Genomic DNA, 18,673 nt, shown 5'->3' on the forward strand with positions numbered 1-18,673 from the left:
TATTCTGATTTATCAGTTGCGATCCGGACGGGACTCGAACCCGCGACCTCCGCCGTGACAGGGCGGCATTCTAACCAGCTGAACTACCGGATCAATTTTTTAAAGAAATTGAGAAAACTTCCGCGATCCGGACGGGACTCGAACCCGCGACCTCCGCCGTGACAGGGCGGCATTCTAACCAGCTGAACTACCGGATCAATTTTTTAAAGAAATTGAGAAAACTTCTGCGATCCGGACGGGACTTGTACTATCTTAATTTTTTGTTTATTCATCGTACTTATAAAAAGTACAAAAATTAAGGTAACCGAATTTGCCCCCTCCTATATTGTAATAATTAATTGCAAATCGTATGGGTGCAAAGATAGATATTTTTCCCTTTTCTCCAAACAAACTTATCTATTTTTTGAACAGGTTTTGATAACTTACAGAATATCATCAGGTATTTTTTCTAAACCTTATGTGATTTATGCATTTCATCCAATAATAAGGTGAGCTAATTGCTCATATTTTATTCCTGAATACATACAAAACTCATCGATTGTCAGAAATTCGTTGGGTTGTTTTCTAAGATATTGTCTAATCTTATGCATCAATCTTGTGCTTTGACGATAACTTTTTCCTGTTATACGTTGTATATCCTTCGGATAGATGCAAACCCTGATAATATTCTTTTCCATACTTTAAATATACCTTTGATTCGCGTTATACGTTAACTAACATGCAATGTACAAAATTTCATGCATGTCTTTTATGTTCCAATAAGACACTTATGCTCAATTGTGACATCTGGTCGCTACTCTCTTTTCACAGTACATTTTAATATCCAAATTTTGTATTCAAATCAGTCAAAAGTGTTGCAACAATTCAAGATTGATAAGTCAATAAATTAATTATTAATCCTAAATTTTTATAATCATGGCAAGACAGAAAAGTATAATTAAGCTAGCCGGGACTATAGGAGGTATCACTTTCTATAAGTCCAAAGAAGGTTATTTAGCTAGAGAGAAAGGCGGAATACCAGCAGATAGAATCAAGAATGATCCCGCTTTTCAGAGAACCAGAGAAAACGGTGCCGAGTTTGGGCGCGCAGGTAAAGCAGGAAAGGTTTTGAGAAATTCTATCAGACAGCTATTGCAAAACGTAAATGATAGCAGGATGGTCAGCAGACTAACCAAAGAAATGGTGAAAGTCATTCAAATGGATGCTACCAATCCAAGAGGTCAAAGAAATGTAATTGATGGTGAAGCGGAGCTTTTAATTGGCTTTGATTTTAATGCAAATGGGAAATTAGGAAATACCATTTATGCTCCGTGGGTAAAAACATTAGACAGGGCTACAGGCGAAGCGGGTGTAAGTTTTGATCCATTTGTGCCATCCAACATGGTTGCTGCTCCAGGGGGAACTACTCATTTTAAACTTACAGCTGCAGCAATGGAAATTGATTTTGAAAATGAAAGTTACATTGCTCCAACTGGTGAAACCATTATTTATCCATGGGATAATACCCTGACTGCAGCCATTGATATTCCATTGCAATTAACGGCGGATTCAACAAAGCCATTATTTTTGGCATTAGGTGTAGAATTCTTCCAGGAAGTTAATGGTGAAAAGTATTCCCTTAAAAACGGAGCTTTTAATGCGCTAAAGCTTATTGATGTTGTTGGATTGTAATCTACTTCATCATGAAATTAGTATTGCAAAGACAGTACTTTCCTTCTGGAACTAATGGAATTTTATCTTTTAACGGCAAGGAAATTTGTAAAACAATTGAATTGCCTTGGAAAAACAACCAAAGAAGAATTTCCTGCATTCCTGAAGGAATTTACCGCATCAGAAAACGGTTCAGTTCTAAATTCAGATGGCATTTGGAAGTGATGAATGTAAAAAACAGAGATTTGATTTTGTTTCATCCTGCCAATGATGCATTGAAAGAACTGAATGGGTGTATTGCCCCAATTTCCGAACTATCAGGGGAAGGAAAAGGAATCCGTTCGCAGATTGCCTTTGAACGATTGAAAGAAAGCGTTTTTCCGTATTTAGAAAAAGGCTTTGTAATTGAATTAATCATTAAAAACAAGTTTAATGAAAAAAGTAATTGAAAGAATGCAGGAACCTACTCCAAAATTCTTTAAAACGATAAGAAATATAGGTTTGTTGCTGACTGCAGTCAGTGGTGTGATTGCTACGGCACCAATTTCACTCCCTGCATTAGTAGTGACAATTTCGGGATATCTTGCAGTTGCAGGCGGAATTGCCTCAGCAATTAGTCAAACTGCAATTTATCGAGAGGATTAATATTTATCTCAATAGATTAAATTTTAAACTGATTTGCTATGAATTACGTGGATAACTCAACAAAAGTCAGCACTGCATTCGGCACTATTCTGACTATCTTTGTCAATATACAGACCGAAGATCTGATTAAAACAATTCTGTTGGCTGCAGTTGGAGGAATATCCAGCTTTATAGCAACATTGTTAGTCAAATTTCTTATCAATAGTATTAAAAATAAGTTCCGAAAATAAAGTTGTGGTGACTGCGGAACAAAATGAGCCTCTCAAATTTTTGAGAGGCTTTTTTAGATGTTGGTTTTAAATTATTTTTTACCTTCCTGCTTTTTAGGTGGTTTTAGTAAAGCTGTATTGCCAGGAGTTTCTTTATTATCCCTTTGTCTTCTGTCTGGTTTTCCAGTTGACTCAGCAATTCTTTTAGGTCCAGGTTTAAGCGCCATAATGTCAAATTTTTAATGGTTATTCATTATATAAATTTACAAAATTAATCTAGCATGAATAATATATTGTACCAACAAAAATTACAATATCTGAAAAAAAACTCAATTGGTATATGTTTTTCAAATTTTGTAATAGTACTTCTGTACAAGGGCATTACGAAGATCGTTCAGCTGCTTAAGTTGCTGAGTAAACTTCTGCTCCAACTGACAAACGGCTTTGATGTCGGAAAGTATTTTTCCGTTTTCTTGCATCTTGGAAAGGCTTGGGATGATGAAATTTTGCAGAATTTTCTTGAATTCAAACAAGCGAAGCATCTCGATAACGCTGCCACACAAATACGGATGAAAAAAGCCGTTTTTCCAAAGTGTGAAAAATATCCAGTACAGATTTTCGCGTTCTTCTTGGTCGTTGCAATACAGGATAAAACAGTTCGGGCAAGGTTCGAAAAGTGGCTTTCCTGCGTTGTGTCCTCTTGAAAGGATAAATAGTGCATTTTCGGGCGTTTCTTTTTCAGAATTGTACGTACGTACTTTAAAATTTGTCATGGCGTGGGATTTAAAAATTGATGCTGCGCCGAAAATTTTTCAAAAGAAAACGAAGAAAAAAACCGAAAAAAAAAGAAAAAAGAAAGCCCTCTTTTTAGGGGGCGAGGAATTGTGTCAAGGTTTTTTGGGAAAAGTTTTTGCATATATTTTAGATGCAAAAATCTTTTTGCAAAAACCCGTAGGGCTTGACCTTTACACAATATAGCGGCTGGCTTAGGAAGCCCCCTACCTTTGCTTTCTTTTTTTATTTTTTGGCCGAATTTCGGCTTCCATTTCTTCTTATGTTTATGCTAAAAAATGACTAATATTCTAGTGTAAACGCTAATTAATAGGTGTGGGAAGTTGCTTGGCAAAGGATGGTGAGGGGTGGAAAAGGCAGGTGTATATGGCAGTTGGCATTCAGTGTGGCAATATACTCCTGCGTGCGGTGACGAAACAGTAGGAATATGCTTGCATATACCTATTGTGAAGGAACTGGAGAAGCTTGGATTTAGCTATGGGAAGATTCGGCAAAAATGGGTAGATAAGTTCGCACAAAAAAGATGCTTGCCTTTCCCGTTCAATTATGGAAATATTTTATTTGGAAACTAAGCGTTCTGCGCGTTGGGAAAGATAGCTGTATGACTGATTGACGTAAGGAGCTTTGTTGGATGTTTTAAAGACCGATGAAGAAATACACTGAAACTATTTGCCTATAAAACTATTGTATTTTGAATTGGGATTTAAACAAAGCGTTGGCATAAGCTCCTGGAGGATTGAAGGAATACTGCTATGCGCGTGAGTGAAAGTGGCTGATTGCGTGAACTATTTTTTTTATTTTCTATAAAATAGTTCACGCAAGAAGCTACTGTAACGATTGGCAAAGGTCTACTCCATCTGCATCTTTTTTGTGCATCCTATAAAATGGGTGGGTTGGGAGAAAAGCGTTGGCAAAGCGTAGGCGCAAAAGGGCTATGCCCGTTGCTAGGGAAGCATTTAACATAATCTCAAATTATAGGCATACCTTGTTGGCAGTTGCAGTAACGAAGTGGAAGCAACCCCCGTAGCGGCTGTGTATGAGTATAATTTCGATTATGTTATTTGCTGGGGGAAGGCTAAGATAGTAGATACAACTAAACAAAAAAGCACCTCAACGGTGCTTCTTCTTAAAAAACAAATATTTTTTACGTTTGTCTTTTTTACGATTTTCTTTAATTTCCTTTTCTGACCACCTACGGCATTGTATAATTTTATTTCTATAAATCCAATAATGCGATTTACAGTCAAAACTCCAATTACCTATAGATGGTGAAAGCGAAACATAATCTCCTTCAAAAATTAATTTCCAATCCAAAGGTGAAAATGGTGTAACAACTTCAGACTTACAGCCGCAAATACATAAATGTATAGCCGTTCCAAATTCCAGCGAAATATAAAGTACTCCTTGTTCCAATTTTTTTGGAATAGACTCAACAAATTTATGTGTTAAAATCGCATTCATCTGTTAATTGATTAGAGTTTAAACAATAAATCGAATGATTTTCATTAATCAAATCCTGATAAAAACCATACATTTTTTTCCATTTAATAACCGCTAAACCTGCATTTAAAGCATTAAGCTCAGCTATTTGGATATTGGAATTATAAGCATTATCTGTAGTTTCATCAAAAGGAAGAAACTTATTAAGATTACCTTTAAAATCTACTGGAAATGAACTTACTCGAATCATGGCAGTAATTTTATCCAGAACAAGATCTGCTCCCAAGCCTACATCAATAAAAGCAATACCATTTGCACAAAGATATTCAGCAATATTTTTTCTAGCAGAATTTCGATCAATACATAAAAAGACAAAATCTAAAGTTGATAAAATTTCAAGATTTTCTTCATTTAGAAAGGTTTTGGATGACCTTATATTTCTATGCATGTTAGAGTACTTTTCTTTATAGTATTCCACTTTTGAAATTTCTGAGCATAGTTCCTCAAAAGATGCCGCTCCTGGTGAACGAAATGCATTATGAGTTGAGAAAACATCATTATCAATTAAATGAATTTCCGAAACACCTGTTTTAGCCACAAAATCCAGGATATATGCGCCAGTTCCTCCTAATCCAACAATTCCTACTTTTAAATGAGATAGCTTTTCATTTACAAAGCCAATATTTGCACGGCTGGAATTCGTATCCACATACTGAAACACATTATTTTCCGACAGATTTCTGTGTGGAAAACAAGGTACTTCCGTAACACTATCATTTAAAGATTTCGCTGGTGCAGAAATAATTTCCGCATAACGTTTAAATTTTTCGTAATAATTTTCGTACCCTTCAGGAGGTTTATTTGAAAATGCACGATTTATTACAATACCATTTCCTAGATCTTGTGAAGTATCCGTATGGAAAATTGCATTAATTCTTATCCCTTTAATATCACATGGCTGATCACCAATAAATTGAATAACATGATTGTCAGGTCTTACCGTGGTAAATCCATTTAATGTTAAGGAACTCACCAACGTACCATATTTAACTTCTCGAAGCGTATTTACATAAGGAATGTGGTGGATAAGCAAATATCCACCTTTAAATTCCAAACTAAAACCTTCATTCATCAACTGATGAATATCTGGACTATGATTTATCAGTTCTTGTAGCATTAAAAATCATTTTATCTTTAACTTTAACTGATTCCCCAAGGTTTAATACACCTTCCGGTTTATTACCTTGACCTCTTTTAAAAGCAACTGTATATGCAGCACTTTCAGAATTTTCAAAATTCCCAAAAGCTATCTTTATAATCTGCACAAAGTTAATTTCCTTTTCATTCCAAACGTTTTCACGCCCATTAACATATATAACTACGTCAGGCTTTTTTCCATTGCCATTATTTTGGCTATTTACTGAATTTATATCTAATTCCATTACTTTAAATTTTTAATTGTTTTTTTCTTTTCTCACTCCTTTGTGAGGTTTTCCATTTTGATTTACATCCAAAAACTTTCCTGTCAGCGTATCTCTTTTTATCCATAAATTATTTTTTGGATTAAGAACCTGACTTCTTTGGCGAACAGCTCCTTTTCTGCTATTATCACCAATAGGCTTGTTTACTGCCATTGCTTAAATATTATTTAACTGAAGTACAATTAGAACAGGATGTACTCCTTTCCCTGGGCAGGGTTGTGATTTATGTAAAAATTATTACATTTGTACAACAATAAGAGAGGTAGCTCGGGTGACAAGCCCTGCTAAAATATTCACGCAATGAAAAAAAAACCTCTAAACATAGACCGATAAGCGCCAACTTATCGGTTTTGCTATTTTTATTTCTACTGTCTGATTAATTTATTTATTTAAACTCTTGACACAATTCTAGTTGCATTTTGAATATCTACTACATTGACACCAATAGCGCCTAAATTTTGTTTAACTTCGTTAAAAATAGGTTTTTCCCTATTTAAATCTGAAATAGTCAGTATGGCTGTAAATGGAATACCTTCTTCTGGAAATTCTTCACCATCTCTCAACAAATATTCAACTTCTAACACCCAATCGGTAGTATTGCCTACACCCTTTTTGAAACTTTTTTCATAAATTTTAATTGGGCTCCATTTATAAGAATCTTCAATGAGCTTTTTTTCTTTTAATGAGGCATCTGAAGTATCAATTGAATACAAAGGCTCTAAACGTCCCTTTTTACTGCCATTTTGTTGATATTGTCTAAGATGAGCAGTAATGTTTGCTCTAACATATTCTGCTCCGAAGCTGTAATTGAGGTGTGGCGTAGAAACTAATGTAAGCTTAGCCTTTCCTTGACATTTATTCTCAGCTACAAGACTTGAGGGCCAAGAAAAATCGAACTTCATTTTTTTTCTTTCTAAAATTCTTGAAGAAAAAACTAAAGTAATAGAACTGGAATCACCTTGTAGAACTTGGTCAGAACCTATAGGTATGCCAAAACCAATAAGGTGCTTCGCGATCTTTTCATACTCTTTCGATTTATATAATTCTGGAATTTCAGAATTGTGATAGCAAAGTGCAAGCAAAGTTTCTTTTGACATATCTCCTTCAATAGAATTATCTATAGCCGCTAAGGTTTTAGCAACCAAAGGTGCTGAGTAACTAGTTCCACATCCTGTTTCAATTTCCCCATCTTTATTTATTGATTTTAAACCGGTACCATGTGTAGAATTTGCGGTCCCACTACCTCCAAAGTGACAAAAATCTGGTTTTACACCAACTCTTGAAACAGGGCCTCTACAGCTATAATTTGATAACGCGTATGGAACAACATTGTCAAGCCCTAACGGATTAATTGCAGTTACACTTATATTTCTACAACTCTCTGCGGGAACTTTTAGTCTATCATTTCGAGAGGAAATTAAATTACTAAGTGTATCATTAGCATCTAGCGACCATTCTTTTCTAATATCTAAATTATTAGTAATATTTCCCGCAGAAATAACAAAAACAATATCGTTTTCTTCCGCAATCGCATCTAATTTCCTAGCTGCAAAACTATATCCTGAAGAAGAAACATGCTCATCAATATTTAAACTAAAATTAAATATTCGTACTCCAGTTTCTGCTTTTAAAATTTGTATTGCCTCTTCTAATTCGTTGTAAAAGTCTATTGGATTTAAAAAGTAATCATCAAAACTTGTATTCAACGGTAAAATATCTAAATCAATTATCTCACAACCATCATCTTCTCTACAAATTACATCACCGTTTAAAGATCTTCCAGAAATGAGCAAACCTGCAATAAATGTCCCATGGTCAACATCGGCATCATCAGCATGCAAAAAATCATGTTTAGCACTGATCCAGTCATTAAAAACTGTAGAAACTCCGCCGTCAACAATGCCAACCTTCGGATATTTTGAAGCACTTCGTTTTTTAATGCTCGGTGTTTTACCTGTCCCTCCTTTTTTTAAAGCTGACCCCTTATTAATCTTGGAAGGTAATCCAATAGATTTAACCAAAGGATGTTGATCAATAAAATTGAGAAATTCTTCATGATTGTCTACAGAAAGATTTGTTTCTTTTTTGAATACTTTTGAATTAGGCGGTAACTCATTATCTGTTAAAATATATGATCTCTCATCCTTATTTAATATCTTAACGCCAATAATATCTTCGAAATTAGTTCTGTCTGAAATTTTAAACACCAGAGTACCGAAAGGTAAACTCTCTAATCCTTTTAGAAAACTCTCAAATAATTGCACCTTATCGACCTCAAAAACGTTCCAATCCTTTTTTGCGGGAATGGATTCAAATAACGTTATCAGGTATAATCCGCCAGTTCTCTTATCTGCCAGCCATTCTACGGCATCTTTAGATGAAAATTTTCGTCTTTCTTCCCTTCCATAAACAGAAATAGAATCTATGGAGCCTACTTCACTTCTAATCGCAGAAGGGTTGGGCACTTCATTACCATCTTTATCAAATTTTGTTCTTATATTTTCTTCAGCTTTTTCAACAGTATTTTTTAATTCTGTAATTGCTGTTGAATTTAGCCCCACATAAATCTCTCCTAATTCACCACCTCCCACAACTGGCGCCACAGAATTTTTGAACATTCGGGCTGTTGGACGATGACTTTTAGCCAATGCAGACGGTCTTAGCGTTACTTTAGCAAACACAAACCTTGAAAATTTATTTTTCTCTTGAAAATTTTCAATACTATCTAATTGAGAAAGTATGTTGTTTTTATGAGCTTTAAACATTGCATTATTTTCAGCAAAGAAATCTTTATTCGTCCCACCTGGTGGTCGATCATGATTTTGAATAAAATTATCTGCATTTAAAACAACTTGAACTGGAGATTTACCTGATTCCATTTTAACCTAATTTTGATAAATGTTTACTCACTGAAGATGGCGCAATATTAAATATTTCGGCTACATCTTTTTGCTTGAAATTTAGACTTCGGTCCTCCAACAATGAAGAAAGTAATTCATTTCTATTATTTAATAATTCTTTTTTCTCTTTAGACATCCTACCAGAATTGAGAACTGAAAACTCTTTCAACGTATCTAAAATTGGTTTATTTTTTTCAAGTATATAAACCCTCTTCAACCAATTTGAGAGACTTTTAATATCCGCACCAGAAGCACCGTCCATACACCATGCTAAAAAATTCATTTCATTTTCCGAGTACGTAAGTGGTTTTAAAAATGACTCAATAAGCTTTTTCAAAACCACAAGAGATGGTAATGGAATTTCAATTTGAATATCAAATCTTCTCCATATTGCCGGATCTAGTAAACCTTCATGATTTGTAACCCCTATTGTAAAGCCAGTATCCTTTCGCGTATCTAAGCATTGAAGCAATGTATTCACTACCCTTTTAACTTCGCCCACTTCTTGAGAATCATTCCTTAATTTAGCAATCGCATCAAACTCATCCAATAATAAAATGCATTGATACTTATTAGCAAAAGCAAAAAGATTACCTATATTCCTTGAACTTGTTCCTAAAAACGACGACACCAAGCCGTCCAATCTAGCCAAAACCACAGGCAAACCCGTTTGTTTGGCAAGCCATTTTGCAAGATGAGTTTTACCTGTCCCTGGCTTTCCAAAAATCAAGCATGACTTTGAAGGTTGTGCGTTAATCTCAGACAACTTGTCGAATTTTTTCCACTCATTCACAACAGAAAATACCGCTCTTTTAATATCATCATCAAACAAAGGCATAGCATCAGGCAAATCTTCACTAAAAAACACTTCTGCTAAAGGGGTCGATGTCTCTTTATCAACAGGAATTTGTGTGTGTTTTGTCAAAATTTCCCCCGCAGGTAAAAAAGATTTTTTAAAATTACTAGGAGACATTTCAACCGATTTTTTTCCATTCTCAAGAATATCTCTAATTTTTTCAGCTTCACTCACCATACCTTCTTTTTCATAATAAGACGCAAGACGATCTATTTGTTTTTCTATTGCTGGAGTTGCAACAGAAATTGATGCTCTACACAGAGATTGAATTATATTAAAGTTTTTCATTGTAGAATTATTTCCACAAATATACAATAAATTTCCAATAATTAAAATTAATTTCCATTTTAGCAACTAATATTTCTAAAAAATAAAATTCAAGCACAACCATTCTTAATGTCAAACAAATAAAAAATTCCTCATAGTAGGACTAAAACAATTTCGCTTTTAGATTTTAATTTGGTGAGGAAAAAATTACTGCAGTATGTTTAGTAATATCTTTTCCATGGATTTAAGATCAATCGTAGCACCATCTCATATAATCACACATGTTATCACTTAATTTTTTTAAAAATCCAAATAAGTATTTCTTTTAATTACTACTTTCTTTCTCATATTATAATAGTATTCAATTAAATATCCCAATATATTCGCTTTCTAAATACGTTTTTGTTGAGATATGGAAATAAAGAAAGCAAATTAATTTACTTATATTTAGATCAATAAAAATATACTTTTTTCATACCATGAAAAACGAAATTAAATTAGATAAATTCATTAAATTTTTTGTTCTTACTTTTTTGGCATTATTATCTTTTGGTATAGTCGATTACCTCATTGAAACAAAATTTATTCTGTATCTATCGAAAATAAGATCAAGCTATCTTCTTGATTTTATATTCTTAATTATACTTTTGGTTTATTCCGCTTTACAGATAAACAACTGTAAAACGACTTATCCAGATGAGAAGAAAACATTCTACTTATTTTTAATCGTACTATATTATAGTCATATAAGGTTTTTTTCAGATTTTCAACCGCTGCAGTTAGAAACGGCAAAACACTTTAACAGTCGCCTATTTTATGCCGACATAATCTACGTTGTGCTATTTTTAAATCTTGGAAACTATATAAAGTTTTTTTCGTCTAATAACTCTAACGCAAAAAGTAAAATTTTACTCGAAGATGATGCAATTGAGGATTTTGATCAGGATCTTTTAGGTAATTCTCTAAAACCTTTAGTAGAAAAATTAAACAATATTGTAGACCAGAATAATTTTCAAAAAGCTTTCACCATAGGGATAAATAGTGAATGGGGAACAGGCAAGACATCTACACTCAATTTATTAAAAAAAGAGCTTGAAAAAACGGAGCATATTATCATCGAATATAATCCGTGGATGGGATTTGACAAAAAAGTTCTTATTGAAGATTTTTTTAACACTTTATCTGAACACATTGAACAGGACAGTTTAAATAAGGATTTAGACGAATACTCTAATCGATTGCTTACCACGCCGAGTCCACTTTTAAAAGATATTACCTCCTATATTCCTTTCCTTAATAACAAAACACCTTCTTTAGAAAAACTATTTAAACTAATAAATAAAAAATTAAAATTATTAAATCAAAAAATCATTATCATTATTGACGATGTTGACAGATTAGATAATAAAGAAATATTCGAAATACTGAAATTGATCAGAAATTCTGCCAATTTTACAAATATATTTTTCATTGTTGCTTATGACAGATCTTATGTTAATAACAGCATCGATAATATTAATCATTTTCACGAAAGAAATTATCTCGACAAAATCATAAACATAGAACTTTCACTTCCCTATTTCGATCCGACTTTACTTAAAAATACGTTTAAAAATTTATTACTTGAGAAAATTGGATCAGAATATAACGATAAAGTATCTTATGCGTTAAATAATGGATTTATAGATATTGAAGATCTTTTTAAATTTAGGAAATCGCAAAGTAACTTTACACAGGCTATAAGTAATATGAGAGAAGTGAAAAAACTGGTTAATTCAATTATCACTAACTATAAAAATATTTTATCTGATATTAATTTCAGTGACATGATCTATCTTGAAATTCTAAAATTAAAATATCCCTCAATATACCGACTACTCTATACACAAAAAGAAAAAATTCTAATCGAAAGTAAAGGATATTTATTTTTAAAAGCCCGAAATGAAAAAGATAAAGATGGAAATGATAAAGAAATAAAAATCGTTGAAGAAGTAATTGCAAATATATGTCTTAAAGAAAAAATCGGATATGAGGACAAACAAATGGCAATTGCAATTATAAATTACTTATTTGATTACTCTGAGACAACAAGGAGTGTTTTTGATTCTGGGTATTCAAGTGATCCGGATAAATTGCTTTCTGTAGATCAGGCTAATAAATTTGAAAGATATTTTGCTAATGTTATTTTCGAAAACAATATTTCTGAAAATGATTTCAAATCGTTTCTCCAAACTTCAGAAAATATGATAAGAGAGGCTACTATAAACAAATGGATTGCGGAAGGAAAAGAAGATGATCTTAAATATCGATTAGAGAATTTGAAAAATTTTAGTAACAAAGAAGAATTTGAAAATACACTGAAGTCAATTTTAGCACTTGCTCAATCAAAATCTAATAAAGGGGATTTTCTTATCGGTTTTGATATAAGGAGCTTAAGGGATAAAATAGAAATTAACGGACAGCCTGAAGATACACAGCTAAGATTTTACAGTACTCCTAATGAGTATAGGGATTTTATAAATTACCTTCTAAATTCTTCATTCCCGCCACACAGATTGGAAAGAGAGCTATTGATTTCTGCTTTAAAAGGTCCTTACGATCCCAAATATGGAATGGAATTTCCTCTTACTAAACAAGAAATGCAAAGTAGATTAGAACAACGGTTTTATGAACATATTGAAAGCAAACGACCAATGGACTGGGATTTTTGGGGTTTTTATCACAGCACAAAACATCTTAATTCAACTGAAAAATATCAGACTACTTTACGTGACTATATTACAAATGATTCTAATCGTAAGGAATTTGCATTAGCTTTGATAGAGCAAATTCCTTTTGAAAAGCTTATTATAATAAGAAAAGAGTTTATTGAGCAATTATTTGGATCAATCGAAAATTTTGAACTTTATCTTGATAAGATGGGCTTGCCAGGATTGACACAAGAATTTAAGGATATTTATTACAAAATCAAAGGAAATAATTGGTTAGGTATTAATTATAAATTCCAAAATATACCCTTTGTTTATCAATAATTTCAAGCGTAAAACTGGTGAAATAGAGACATTAAAATTAATAAAAAAATTATTAACGCAAGTAAAAGCTATTGTTTTAATAATATTTCATTTGCATAATACTACAACATATTTCATCGCATATTTTATTTCGAGCAAAATATTCTTTAGATTCTTTTATCCCCCGAACTTTGCTCATATCCAAACAAATTGAACATTTCTCTCATCCTGGAACGTAAACGATTTCCGTATTGAGATTCAATTTCGGCGGCGGAAAGGTTGGTTGTGATGTGGGTAATGATGCCTTTTTCCTTGAAGAGGTCGTAGCGGGTTAAAAGGATTTCTGCCATAACATTGCAATCGTTGCCGAAATATTTAGAGGTGGTTTCTGTACCAAGGTCGTCGAAGCAATAGGTTTTCGGAGTTCTTATGTCGTGGCTGAAATTGCCGCGGGAATATTTCTCCAAAACTTCGTAGCCGGACTGCATAAATTCTGAAACGATCTGCCTTGTGGAAATGATGCCAAAGCCTTTTCTTTTTGTCGGAAAATTTTGCATCAGTTTGAAAAGTGTGGTTTTTCCGCAACCAATAGGACCGCTTAAAAGGATTCCTTTGCTGAGATCAATATTCATTTTTTCTGCAACAAGCTCGTCTTCCAAAAACCAAGCGAGGATTCCGAAGATAATTCCGCGCTCACTCATTGGAATATAAAATCTTTTACCTAAAAGGATTTCGCCTTTTTGAATAAGCTGGGAAACTACTTTTTGGTAATCGTAAGACATTTCTATTGCTTCAGTTGGGAGTTTCATTGGTTGTGGTAATTTTTATAATTTTTCCTGATAAGATTTGTTGGTAGATGCGCTGAGGTGGTTGCTTTTAGTTGTTAGTTGATGGTTGCTAGTTGATGGTAAATTTTGGCTACTATTGAATTTTTTGGCATTTAAAAGCCAGTTTCTTGCGGCTGCCTGCCAGTTTTTCATTTTGGATTTTCCGCCGACCAGCCAGCCGTTGCTTTCGTAGTGGTTGAAGAATTTTTCTGCTTCTTCAGCTGGTACATCTTTTTCTTCGAAATACATTTGAATCTCGGAAAGGTGTGGTGGGTGAAATTTATTCGACAGAGATTCCTCATTACGCTTCGCTTCATTCGGAATGACAGAGGGTTGTTCAAAAAGTGAATGACTTTTGGGTGTGTTTACATTCTGTTTATTGTTTATAATGTTTGTATTGTTTATAGAAGGTATCAGCGCCTGTCTACTACCTGTATCGATTTTGATACGAGGCTTGTTCAATTCTTGTTCAATAGTTGTACGTTTTTTAGTATGCTTCCTGTTTAAATTCTGAACTTCTGAGTTGTCGAAATTGTAAAGATTTACCAAACTACCTTTGTATGGGTTGAAAGATGGAATATATTCGATATAGCCGAATGTCTGCAATTCCTTGATACATTTGTGGTATGTCCCCAAAGCTGAGATTTTGCTTAACCTCATCATTTCGTTTCTGGAAATACTGATTGGGTTTTGAAAATGATTAATATTCCAGAATTGAAATAACGCCAGATATAAGCTGATATGTGTTGGATTCAGGCGCTCGTCTTGCTGGATTTTGTTGTAGAAGCCTGTTAAATGCCGAATGTAATTCATGACAAATTATTTTTGATTCAACATTTTCTCGATATCCTGATAGTTGTAGTAGAGTGTTCCGCCGACGCGTGAATATCGGAGTGTTCCGTTTACACGTAGGTTTTGCAATGTTCCAGAGGAGATTTTTAATAGTTCTTTAACCTCAGCGGAACGGAGCCACAATTTTTGCTCTGTACTTTTAAATGAAAACAATTTTTTGATTTCTTCTAGTAATTCTTCCTTAAATTCCTGAAGGTCTTCTTTGGTAATAATGTTGACTGCCATAATTTTAGTTTTAAGATTATGGTTTCAAAATTGTGGGTTTTTATCGGGAACTTTTCAGAAGGTTTACCGAAGTTCTGAAAGATTTTTGTTGAAAAAAGTATAAAATCTATTACTCATAGCAGTTCATCCGCATCATCCATTTTTCTTGTAAGGACTTCTTTTAGAAAATCCAGAAATTTTGTTCTTGCATTTTTCCTTTCACGCAATTCGAGGAAGCTGCGATGGTATTGCCCGAGGTCTATATTGAATACTTTTTCGAAAAAGTCTGCAGTTGCGTTTAGTTCCAGCTGTCCATGATTGAGCACTCCTGCGGCATTAATTGCATATATCAATTCAATTAGGGATACTTTTGTGCTTGTCCAATAAACTGCGGACTTTGGCAGAACTTCTGACGAACTTCTGTTTTCTTTCCTATCCAAATTGGACAACTGATCTTCTAAGTATACCTGAATAAGGTCATTTGCCATAATTTTCGCGACTTTGAAATCGTGCGAGGTTGTAAACTTGAGGTCTGCTTCGTAGTAAAAATTATCAAGATTTTGCTTCACGTCAAATGTACCTCTTACAAAATACTTGTAATCTAGGTAGGTACTTTTTGTACGGTAGTATTTGTAAAAATCAAGGTTATCATCGAAATATCTTTTGAGTTTTTCGAGCTCGTTATTATAATATTTCTTTAATACACGGATACTCCCCGAAGGTTTTTTAGTTTCTATACGATAAACGGAGTTGTAATAAATTCTTTTTGATGTAAACTGAGGTTTTATTTCTTTAAAGAAGTTAATTTCTTCAGCATCCGATTTGAAGGTCGTCCTTAAAATTTCTCTTTTTGCAACCTGTATAGCTTTTACAGTTATTTCAACTGACTTCTCACATTTCAGAAGGATATCATCGACTTCTATGTCAATGAAATTGAGTTGCTCTGCAAGGTTTAATAAAAGTATTTCGATTTTATACATAGCTGATTTCTTAAATAAAAAAAGAGGCAAAAGCCTCCTTCATTACACTAAAAATATTTTTTTCCATTTCGCCACCGTATTCCTGCTTAGTTTGAAATGATTTGCCAACTGAGTATCATTTAGCCTGTTTTTCTTCTGGTACTCCAAGATTTTCAGTATGTCGGATTTTTGATAGGAACGGTATTTCTGATTTTCATTATTGGATTTACCAAAGATTCTATCGTTAAGGAAAAGAATGTCAATTACGGACAAAGATCTTTTTTGGAGAAGGTACAGGTTTTCTTCTACTTTGTGTGGGAATTTTTTGTGTAATATATCTGTATAAATGGTGTGGTAATCTGGCTTTATCATCTGTTTTTTATCTTATTTAATTATTTCCGTATTTTTCTATCCATTTGTATAGGGTTGTTTTGGGAATTTTGTAACGTTCCATCACCTCGCTTTTAGTCATTTCCCCTGTTTTCATTTGTTCGAGGATAAAATCAATGACCTCTTTGGTATAGATGTTTTTACGGAACTGTGGGAGTGTAGTCTTTTTGATTCTTTGTTCCTTTTCCTTTGCGGCAACTGGTGCATACAATATCAGATGTTGGGAATACAGCCTGAAAAAATCGTACTCCAGCAGCTTACTCCATTTTAGGAGAATATCTGTAGGAAAATTTTTTTGTTGGTACATTTTCAAAATTTCTACTTCACTACATTTCATAAAGTTACAGATACGCAATATTTCGATTTTTTTTTCTATCACTGCATTTTCAATCATCTGTCCGATATGGATATTTTTGAAGTTCATCTCTTTTGTATTTCAATACTCCAAAGAAAAGAAATATCGGAGTAGATTAAGAATAAAAGGGGTATTATTAAGGTATTATTCCTCATAAAGTGGTATGAAAAAGAGAGATCGAAATAGAATCTTGAAGCAAAAAACAAATATCGATGTTTTATCAGATATTTAAACGGTCAAATTTTTAAACCACATATCCGTACTTATTTCCTCCGGAATATTCAGTTTTTTCCTCAAATGATATTTTCTGGATTTCACAGTATTGATGGAGGTAAAAGTAAAGTTCACAATGTCTTTTGTGTTGAGTCCGAGAAAAATATAAGCACAAAGCGTAAGTTCCGAGATACGGAGCTCAGGATTTATTGCCCGAATTTTTGAAACAACTTCAGGATAGACTTCACAAAAGCGGGTAAAAAATTCTGGACTGTTGGTTTTTGCGAGATTGGCTACTTCTTCGAAAGATTCGTTTACTTTTTGATGCAGTTCAACGATTTCTTTTTCCCTATTTTCCAGCTCTTTTTCCTTTGTTTCAATCAATTGTTTTCGATAATTTTTTACTTTTCTGGCTCTGTAATATTTTATAAAAAGAACGGAAAGAAGCATCACCATCATAGAAATAATTCCTAAAAGAATAAGGTTATGCTTAGAAGATTTTTTGTTTTCTTTTGCAATTTTGGAGTTCAGAATTTCATCTAAAGCTGAAGAGGAGGCTTGTATTTTTTCTTTATTCAGCTCATCCTGAAGTTTCAATGCTTTAAATTTGAAGTCTTTTGCACTCTCGTGGTTTCCTAAATCTTCATACGCCAATGCAATTTTATTATAAACATCAGGAATTTCGTTTCGGAAATCGGTTTTATTCAGTATGTCCAAAGATTTTTCAAAATAGTGGAGTGCCGATTTTGGATTTTTCCTTGCCAATTCCATATCTCCCCATACCTGATAAGTAAATGAAATATAAGGATAGTTGTGTTTTTCAGATATATTTTTTGACTTTACGAAATAAGACTCCGCCTTATCAAACTGATTTTCATCTGTATAATAAGCACCAAACATCGTGTATAGTGTAATTAGATTCAGATATACAGCAGATGAATCCTGCTTACTGAGAAGCTCTTCATTTTTACGGAGGTAATAGTAAAAAGAATCCTGGTTTTTTGTTTTGCTGTAGCTGACTGCAAGGTTTTCATACGCTAAACCGGTCAGGAAATCTTTATCACTTTGCGGTCTCGGAATTTGAGGAATGATGTCAAGACCTTTCTTTTGCTCATCAATAGCTTCATCCAAAAGTTCCATTGACCCAAATATTCGGCTTCTTACTCTATAAATTTCAAATGTGAGATAATTATCTTTTAAGGTTTTGTTAATGCTTTCGCCTTTTTGTAAATAATGCAACGCTTCCTTATAAGTTCCTAATTCAAAGAGAGCTTGTCCTATATAAAAATTACTCCACGCTTCGCCTTTTGTATAATTCGTTTCTTTGCTGAGTTGCAGTGCTTTTTGGGCAAATAAAGCACTATTTTTCATATCCACAACAGTGGTTTTCTGATATGCGGAATCAATAAGAGATTCTACTTTTTGAATATCAGATTTCGTAGGTTTTTGTGCATCTACTGCAAAAAATAAAAATATGGATAATATGAAAAACAGTTTGTTACGCATAGCTTCAATCCCAATTTGGGAAAACAAGAATATAAAATTACGATTTATATGTTTATGCTGAAAATAATTATTTTTATGATTTTTATCCTATTCATTTTAGTTTATATTAATAATCA

General features: G+C 33.3%; 21 protein-coding genes and 2 tRNA genes. 5 read left to right on the forward strand and 18 right to left on the reverse strand.

Features of this window, described 5'->3' with window-relative positions; genetic code table 11:
- Window positions 1-19 precede the first annotated feature (19 nt).
- From OH806_RS08475 to OH806_RS08485, 3 genes are all read right to left on the reverse strand, one after another.
- Window positions 20-93, reverse strand: a tRNA-Asp gene (locus OH806_RS08475).
- Between the two features lie 30 nt (window positions 94-123).
- Window positions 124-197 (reverse strand) — tRNA-Asp (locus OH806_RS08480).
- Window positions 198-473: 276 nt separating this feature from the next.
- The gene (locus OH806_RS08485) at window positions 474-677 is read right to left on the reverse strand and encodes a hypothetical protein (RefSeq protein ID WP_264743244.1); all 204 of its coding nucleotides are present in this window, start codon (window positions 675-677) and stop codon (window positions 474-476) included.
- Between the two features lie 238 nt (window positions 678-915).
- Here OH806_RS08485 and OH806_RS08490 point away from each other — a divergent pair, with 238 nt between their 5' ends.
- From OH806_RS08490 to OH806_RS08500, 3 genes are read left to right on the forward strand one after another with little or no spacing between them, the layout of a single operon-like run.
- Entirely contained in the window at window positions 916-1,671 is a 756-nt protein-coding gene (locus OH806_RS08490) for a hypothetical protein (protein ID WP_264743245.1), read from the forward strand.
- Between the two features lie 11 nt (window positions 1,672-1,682).
- Entirely contained in the window at window positions 1,683-2,099 is a 417-nt protein-coding gene (locus OH806_RS08495; RefSeq protein ID WP_264743246.1) for a DUF5675 family protein, read from the forward strand.
- Window positions 2,083-2,295, forward strand: a complete 213-nt coding sequence (locus OH806_RS08500) for a hypothetical protein (RefSeq protein WP_264743247.1) — start codon at window positions 2,083-2,085, stop codon at window positions 2,293-2,295. The genes OH806_RS08495 and OH806_RS08500 overlap by 17 nt, the downstream gene beginning before the upstream one ends.
- 301 nt (window positions 2,296-2,596) lie before the next feature.
- On the opposite strand, the gene OH806_RS08505 is transcribed toward OH806_RS08500, so the two are convergent.
- Both OH806_RS08505 and OH806_RS16605 read right to left on the reverse strand, forming a co-directional pair.
- A complete protein-coding gene (locus tag OH806_RS08505; RefSeq protein ID WP_264743248.1) occupies window positions 2,597-2,731 on the reverse strand; it encodes a hypothetical protein in 135 nt (44 codons plus the stop codon).
- Between the two features lie 120 nt (window positions 2,732-2,851).
- The gene (locus OH806_RS16605; protein ID WP_406567618.1) at window positions 2,852-3,214 is read right to left on the reverse strand and encodes a DUF6943 family protein; all 363 of its coding nucleotides are present in this window, start codon (window positions 3,212-3,214) and stop codon (window positions 2,852-2,854) included.
- Between OH806_RS16605 and OH806_RS08510 the strand changes: the two genes are divergently transcribed.
- Window positions 3,099-3,482, forward strand: a complete 384-nt coding sequence (locus OH806_RS08510) for a hypothetical protein (protein WP_264743249.1) — start codon at window positions 3,099-3,101, stop codon at window positions 3,480-3,482. The genes OH806_RS16605 and OH806_RS08510 overlap by 116 nt on opposite strands.
- A 924-nt stretch (window positions 3,483-4,406) precedes the next feature.
- On the opposite strand, the gene OH806_RS08515 is transcribed toward OH806_RS08510, so the two are convergent.
- The 6 genes from OH806_RS08515 to OH806_RS08540 all read right to left on the reverse strand — a co-directional run bounded on the left by OH806_RS08515 (window position 4,407) and on the right by OH806_RS08540 (window position 10,261).
- Window positions 4,407-4,757 carry a DUF6527 family protein gene (locus tag OH806_RS08515; protein ID WP_264743250.1) on the reverse strand — a complete coding sequence of 117 codons (351 nt, stop codon included), beginning with the start codon at window positions 4,755-4,757 and terminating at the stop codon, window positions 4,407-4,409.
- Window positions 4,735-5,913 carry a ThiF family adenylyltransferase gene (locus tag OH806_RS08520; RefSeq protein ID WP_264743251.1) on the reverse strand — a complete coding sequence of 393 codons (1,179 nt, stop codon included), beginning with the start codon at window positions 5,911-5,913 and terminating at the stop codon, window positions 4,735-4,737. Before OH806_RS08520 ends, OH806_RS08515 begins: the two co-directional genes overlap by 23 nt.
- On the reverse strand, window positions 5,888-6,178 hold the full coding sequence (locus tag OH806_RS08525) for a multiubiquitin domain-containing protein (RefSeq protein WP_264743252.1): 291 nt from the start codon (window positions 6,176-6,178) through the stop codon (window positions 5,888-5,890). Before OH806_RS08525 ends, OH806_RS08520 begins: the two co-directional genes overlap by 26 nt.
- Before the next feature lie 12 nt (window positions 6,179-6,190).
- Window positions 6,191-6,370 (reverse strand): hypothetical protein, encoded by a 180-nt coding sequence (locus OH806_RS08530; RefSeq protein ID WP_264743253.1) that lies wholly within the window; start codon window positions 6,368-6,370, stop codon window positions 6,191-6,193.
- 236 nt (window positions 6,371-6,606) lie between these two features.
- Window positions 6,607-9,096 (reverse strand): S8 family peptidase, encoded by a 2,490-nt coding sequence (locus tag OH806_RS08535; protein ID WP_264743254.1) that lies wholly within the window; start codon window positions 9,094-9,096, stop codon window positions 6,607-6,609.
- Window position 9,097: 1 nt separating this feature from the next.
- Window positions 9,098-10,261 (reverse strand): AAA family ATPase, encoded by a 1,164-nt coding sequence (locus OH806_RS08540; protein WP_264743255.1) that lies wholly within the window; start codon window positions 10,259-10,261, stop codon window positions 9,098-9,100.
- A 458-nt stretch (window positions 10,262-10,719) separates the two neighbouring features.
- On the opposite strand from OH806_RS08540, the gene OH806_RS08545 reads away from it, so the two are divergent.
- On the forward strand, window positions 10,720-13,272 hold the full coding sequence (locus OH806_RS08545) for a KAP family P-loop NTPase fold protein (protein WP_264743256.1): 2,553 nt from the start codon (window positions 10,720-10,722) through the stop codon (window positions 13,270-13,272).
- A gap of 146 nt (window positions 13,273-13,418) precedes the next feature.
- Here the strand turns inward: OH806_RS08545 and OH806_RS08550 are convergent, their stop codons facing one another.
- From OH806_RS08550 to OH806_RS08580, 7 genes are all read right to left on the reverse strand, one after another.
- Window positions 13,419-14,060: a P-loop NTPase family protein gene (locus tag OH806_RS08550; protein ID WP_264743257.1), complete on the reverse strand. Its 642-nt coding sequence runs from the start codon at window positions 14,058-14,060 to the stop codon at window positions 13,419-13,421.
- A gap of 15 nt (window positions 14,061-14,075) precedes the next feature.
- Window positions 14,076-14,891, reverse strand: coding sequence for a transcriptional regulator (locus tag OH806_RS08555; RefSeq protein ID WP_264743258.1), 816 nt, complete (start codon window positions 14,889-14,891; stop codon window positions 14,076-14,078).
- A gap of 6 nt (window positions 14,892-14,897) precedes the next feature.
- Window positions 14,898-15,155, reverse strand: a complete 258-nt coding sequence (locus tag OH806_RS08560) for a helix-turn-helix domain-containing protein (protein ID WP_264743259.1) — start codon at window positions 15,153-15,155, stop codon at window positions 14,898-14,900.
- Window positions 15,156-15,268: 113 nt separating this feature from the next.
- On the reverse strand, window positions 15,269-16,114 hold the full coding sequence (locus OH806_RS08565; protein ID WP_264743260.1) for an RteC domain-containing protein: 846 nt from the start codon (window positions 16,112-16,114) through the stop codon (window positions 15,269-15,271).
- Between the two features lie 42 nt (window positions 16,115-16,156).
- A complete protein-coding gene (locus tag OH806_RS08570; protein ID WP_264743261.1) occupies window positions 16,157-16,465 on the reverse strand; it encodes a helix-turn-helix domain-containing protein in 309 nt (102 codons plus the stop codon).
- A 16-nt stretch (window positions 16,466-16,481) separates the two neighbouring features.
- Window positions 16,482-16,907 carry a transposase gene (locus tag OH806_RS08575; protein WP_264743262.1) on the reverse strand — a complete coding sequence of 142 codons (426 nt, stop codon included), beginning with the start codon at window positions 16,905-16,907 and terminating at the stop codon, window positions 16,482-16,484.
- Between the two features lie 159 nt (window positions 16,908-17,066).
- Window positions 17,067-18,557 carry a tetratricopeptide repeat protein gene (locus OH806_RS08580; protein WP_264743263.1) on the reverse strand — a complete coding sequence of 497 codons (1,491 nt, stop codon included), beginning with the start codon at window positions 18,555-18,557 and terminating at the stop codon, window positions 17,067-17,069.
- Window positions 18,558-18,673 lie beyond the last annotated feature (116 nt).

Source organism: Chryseobacterium oryctis (genome assembly GCF_025971925.1).
Taxonomy (GTDB): domain Bacteria; phylum Bacteroidota; class Bacteroidia; order Flavobacteriales; family Weeksellaceae; genus Chryseobacterium; species Chryseobacterium oryctis.

Bases quoted from the DNA above. Each gene is read 5' to 3' on its own strand.
- OH806_RS08485 (WP_264743244.1), bottom strand. From the start codon at position 677: ATGGAAAAGAATATTATCAGGGTTTGCATCTATCCGAAGGATATACAA.
- OH806_RS08490 (WP_264743245.1), top strand. From the start codon at position 916: ATGGCAAGACAGAAAAGTATAATTAAGCTAGCCGGGACTATAGGAGGT.
- OH806_RS08495 (WP_264743246.1), top strand. From the start codon at position 1,683: ATGAAATTAGTATTGCAAAGACAGTACTTTCCTTCTGGAACTAATGGA.
- OH806_RS08500 (WP_264743247.1), top strand. From the start codon at position 2,083: ATGAAAAAAGTAATTGAAAGAATGCAGGAACCTACTCCAAAATTCTTT.
- OH806_RS08505 (WP_264743248.1), bottom strand. From the start codon at position 2,731: ATGGCGCTTAAACCTGGACCTAAAAGAATTGCTGAGTCAACTGGAAAA.
- OH806_RS08515 (WP_264743250.1), bottom strand. From the start codon at position 4,757: ATGAATGCGATTTTAACACATAAATTTGTTGAGTCTATTCCAAAAAAA.
- OH806_RS08520 (WP_264743251.1), bottom strand. From the start codon at position 5,913: ATGCTACAAGAACTGATAAATCATAGTCCAGATATTCATCAGTTGATG.
- OH806_RS08525 (WP_264743252.1), bottom strand. From the start codon at position 6,178: ATGGAATTAGATATAAATTCAGTAAATAGCCAAAATAATGGCAATGGA.
- OH806_RS08530 (WP_264743253.1), bottom strand. From the start codon at position 6,370: ATGGCAGTAAACAAGCCTATTGGTGATAATAGCAGAAAAGGAGCTGTT.
- OH806_RS08535 (WP_264743254.1), bottom strand. From the start codon at position 9,096: ATGGAATCAGGTAAATCTCCAGTTCAAGTTGTTTTAAATGCAGATAAT.
- OH806_RS08540 (WP_264743255.1), bottom strand. From the start codon at position 10,261: ATGAAAAACTTTAATATAATTCAATCTCTGTGTAGAGCATCAATTTCT.
- OH806_RS08545 (WP_264743256.1), top strand. From the start codon at position 10,720: ATGAAAAACGAAATTAAATTAGATAAATTCATTAAATTTTTTGTTCTT.
- OH806_RS08550 (WP_264743257.1), bottom strand. From the start codon at position 14,060: ATGAAACTCCCAACTGAAGCAATAGAAATGTCTTACGATTACCAAAAA.
- OH806_RS08555 (WP_264743258.1), bottom strand. From the start codon at position 14,891: ATGAATTACATTCGGCATTTAACAGGCTTCTACAACAAAATCCAGCAA.
- OH806_RS08560 (WP_264743259.1), bottom strand. From the start codon at position 15,155: ATGGCAGTCAACATTATTACCAAAGAAGACCTTCAGGAATTTAAGGAA.
- OH806_RS08565 (WP_264743260.1), bottom strand. From the start codon at position 16,114: ATGTATAAAATCGAAATACTTTTATTAAACCTTGCAGAGCAACTCAAT.
- OH806_RS08570 (WP_264743261.1), bottom strand. From the start codon at position 16,465: ATGATAAAGCCAGATTACCACACCATTTATACAGATATATTACACAAA.
- OH806_RS08575 (WP_264743262.1), bottom strand. From the start codon at position 16,907: ATGAACTTCAAAAATATCCATATCGGACAGATGATTGAAAATGCAGTG.
- OH806_RS08580 (WP_264743263.1), bottom strand. From the start codon at position 18,557: ATGCGTAACAAACTGTTTTTCATATTATCCATATTTTTATTTTTTGCA.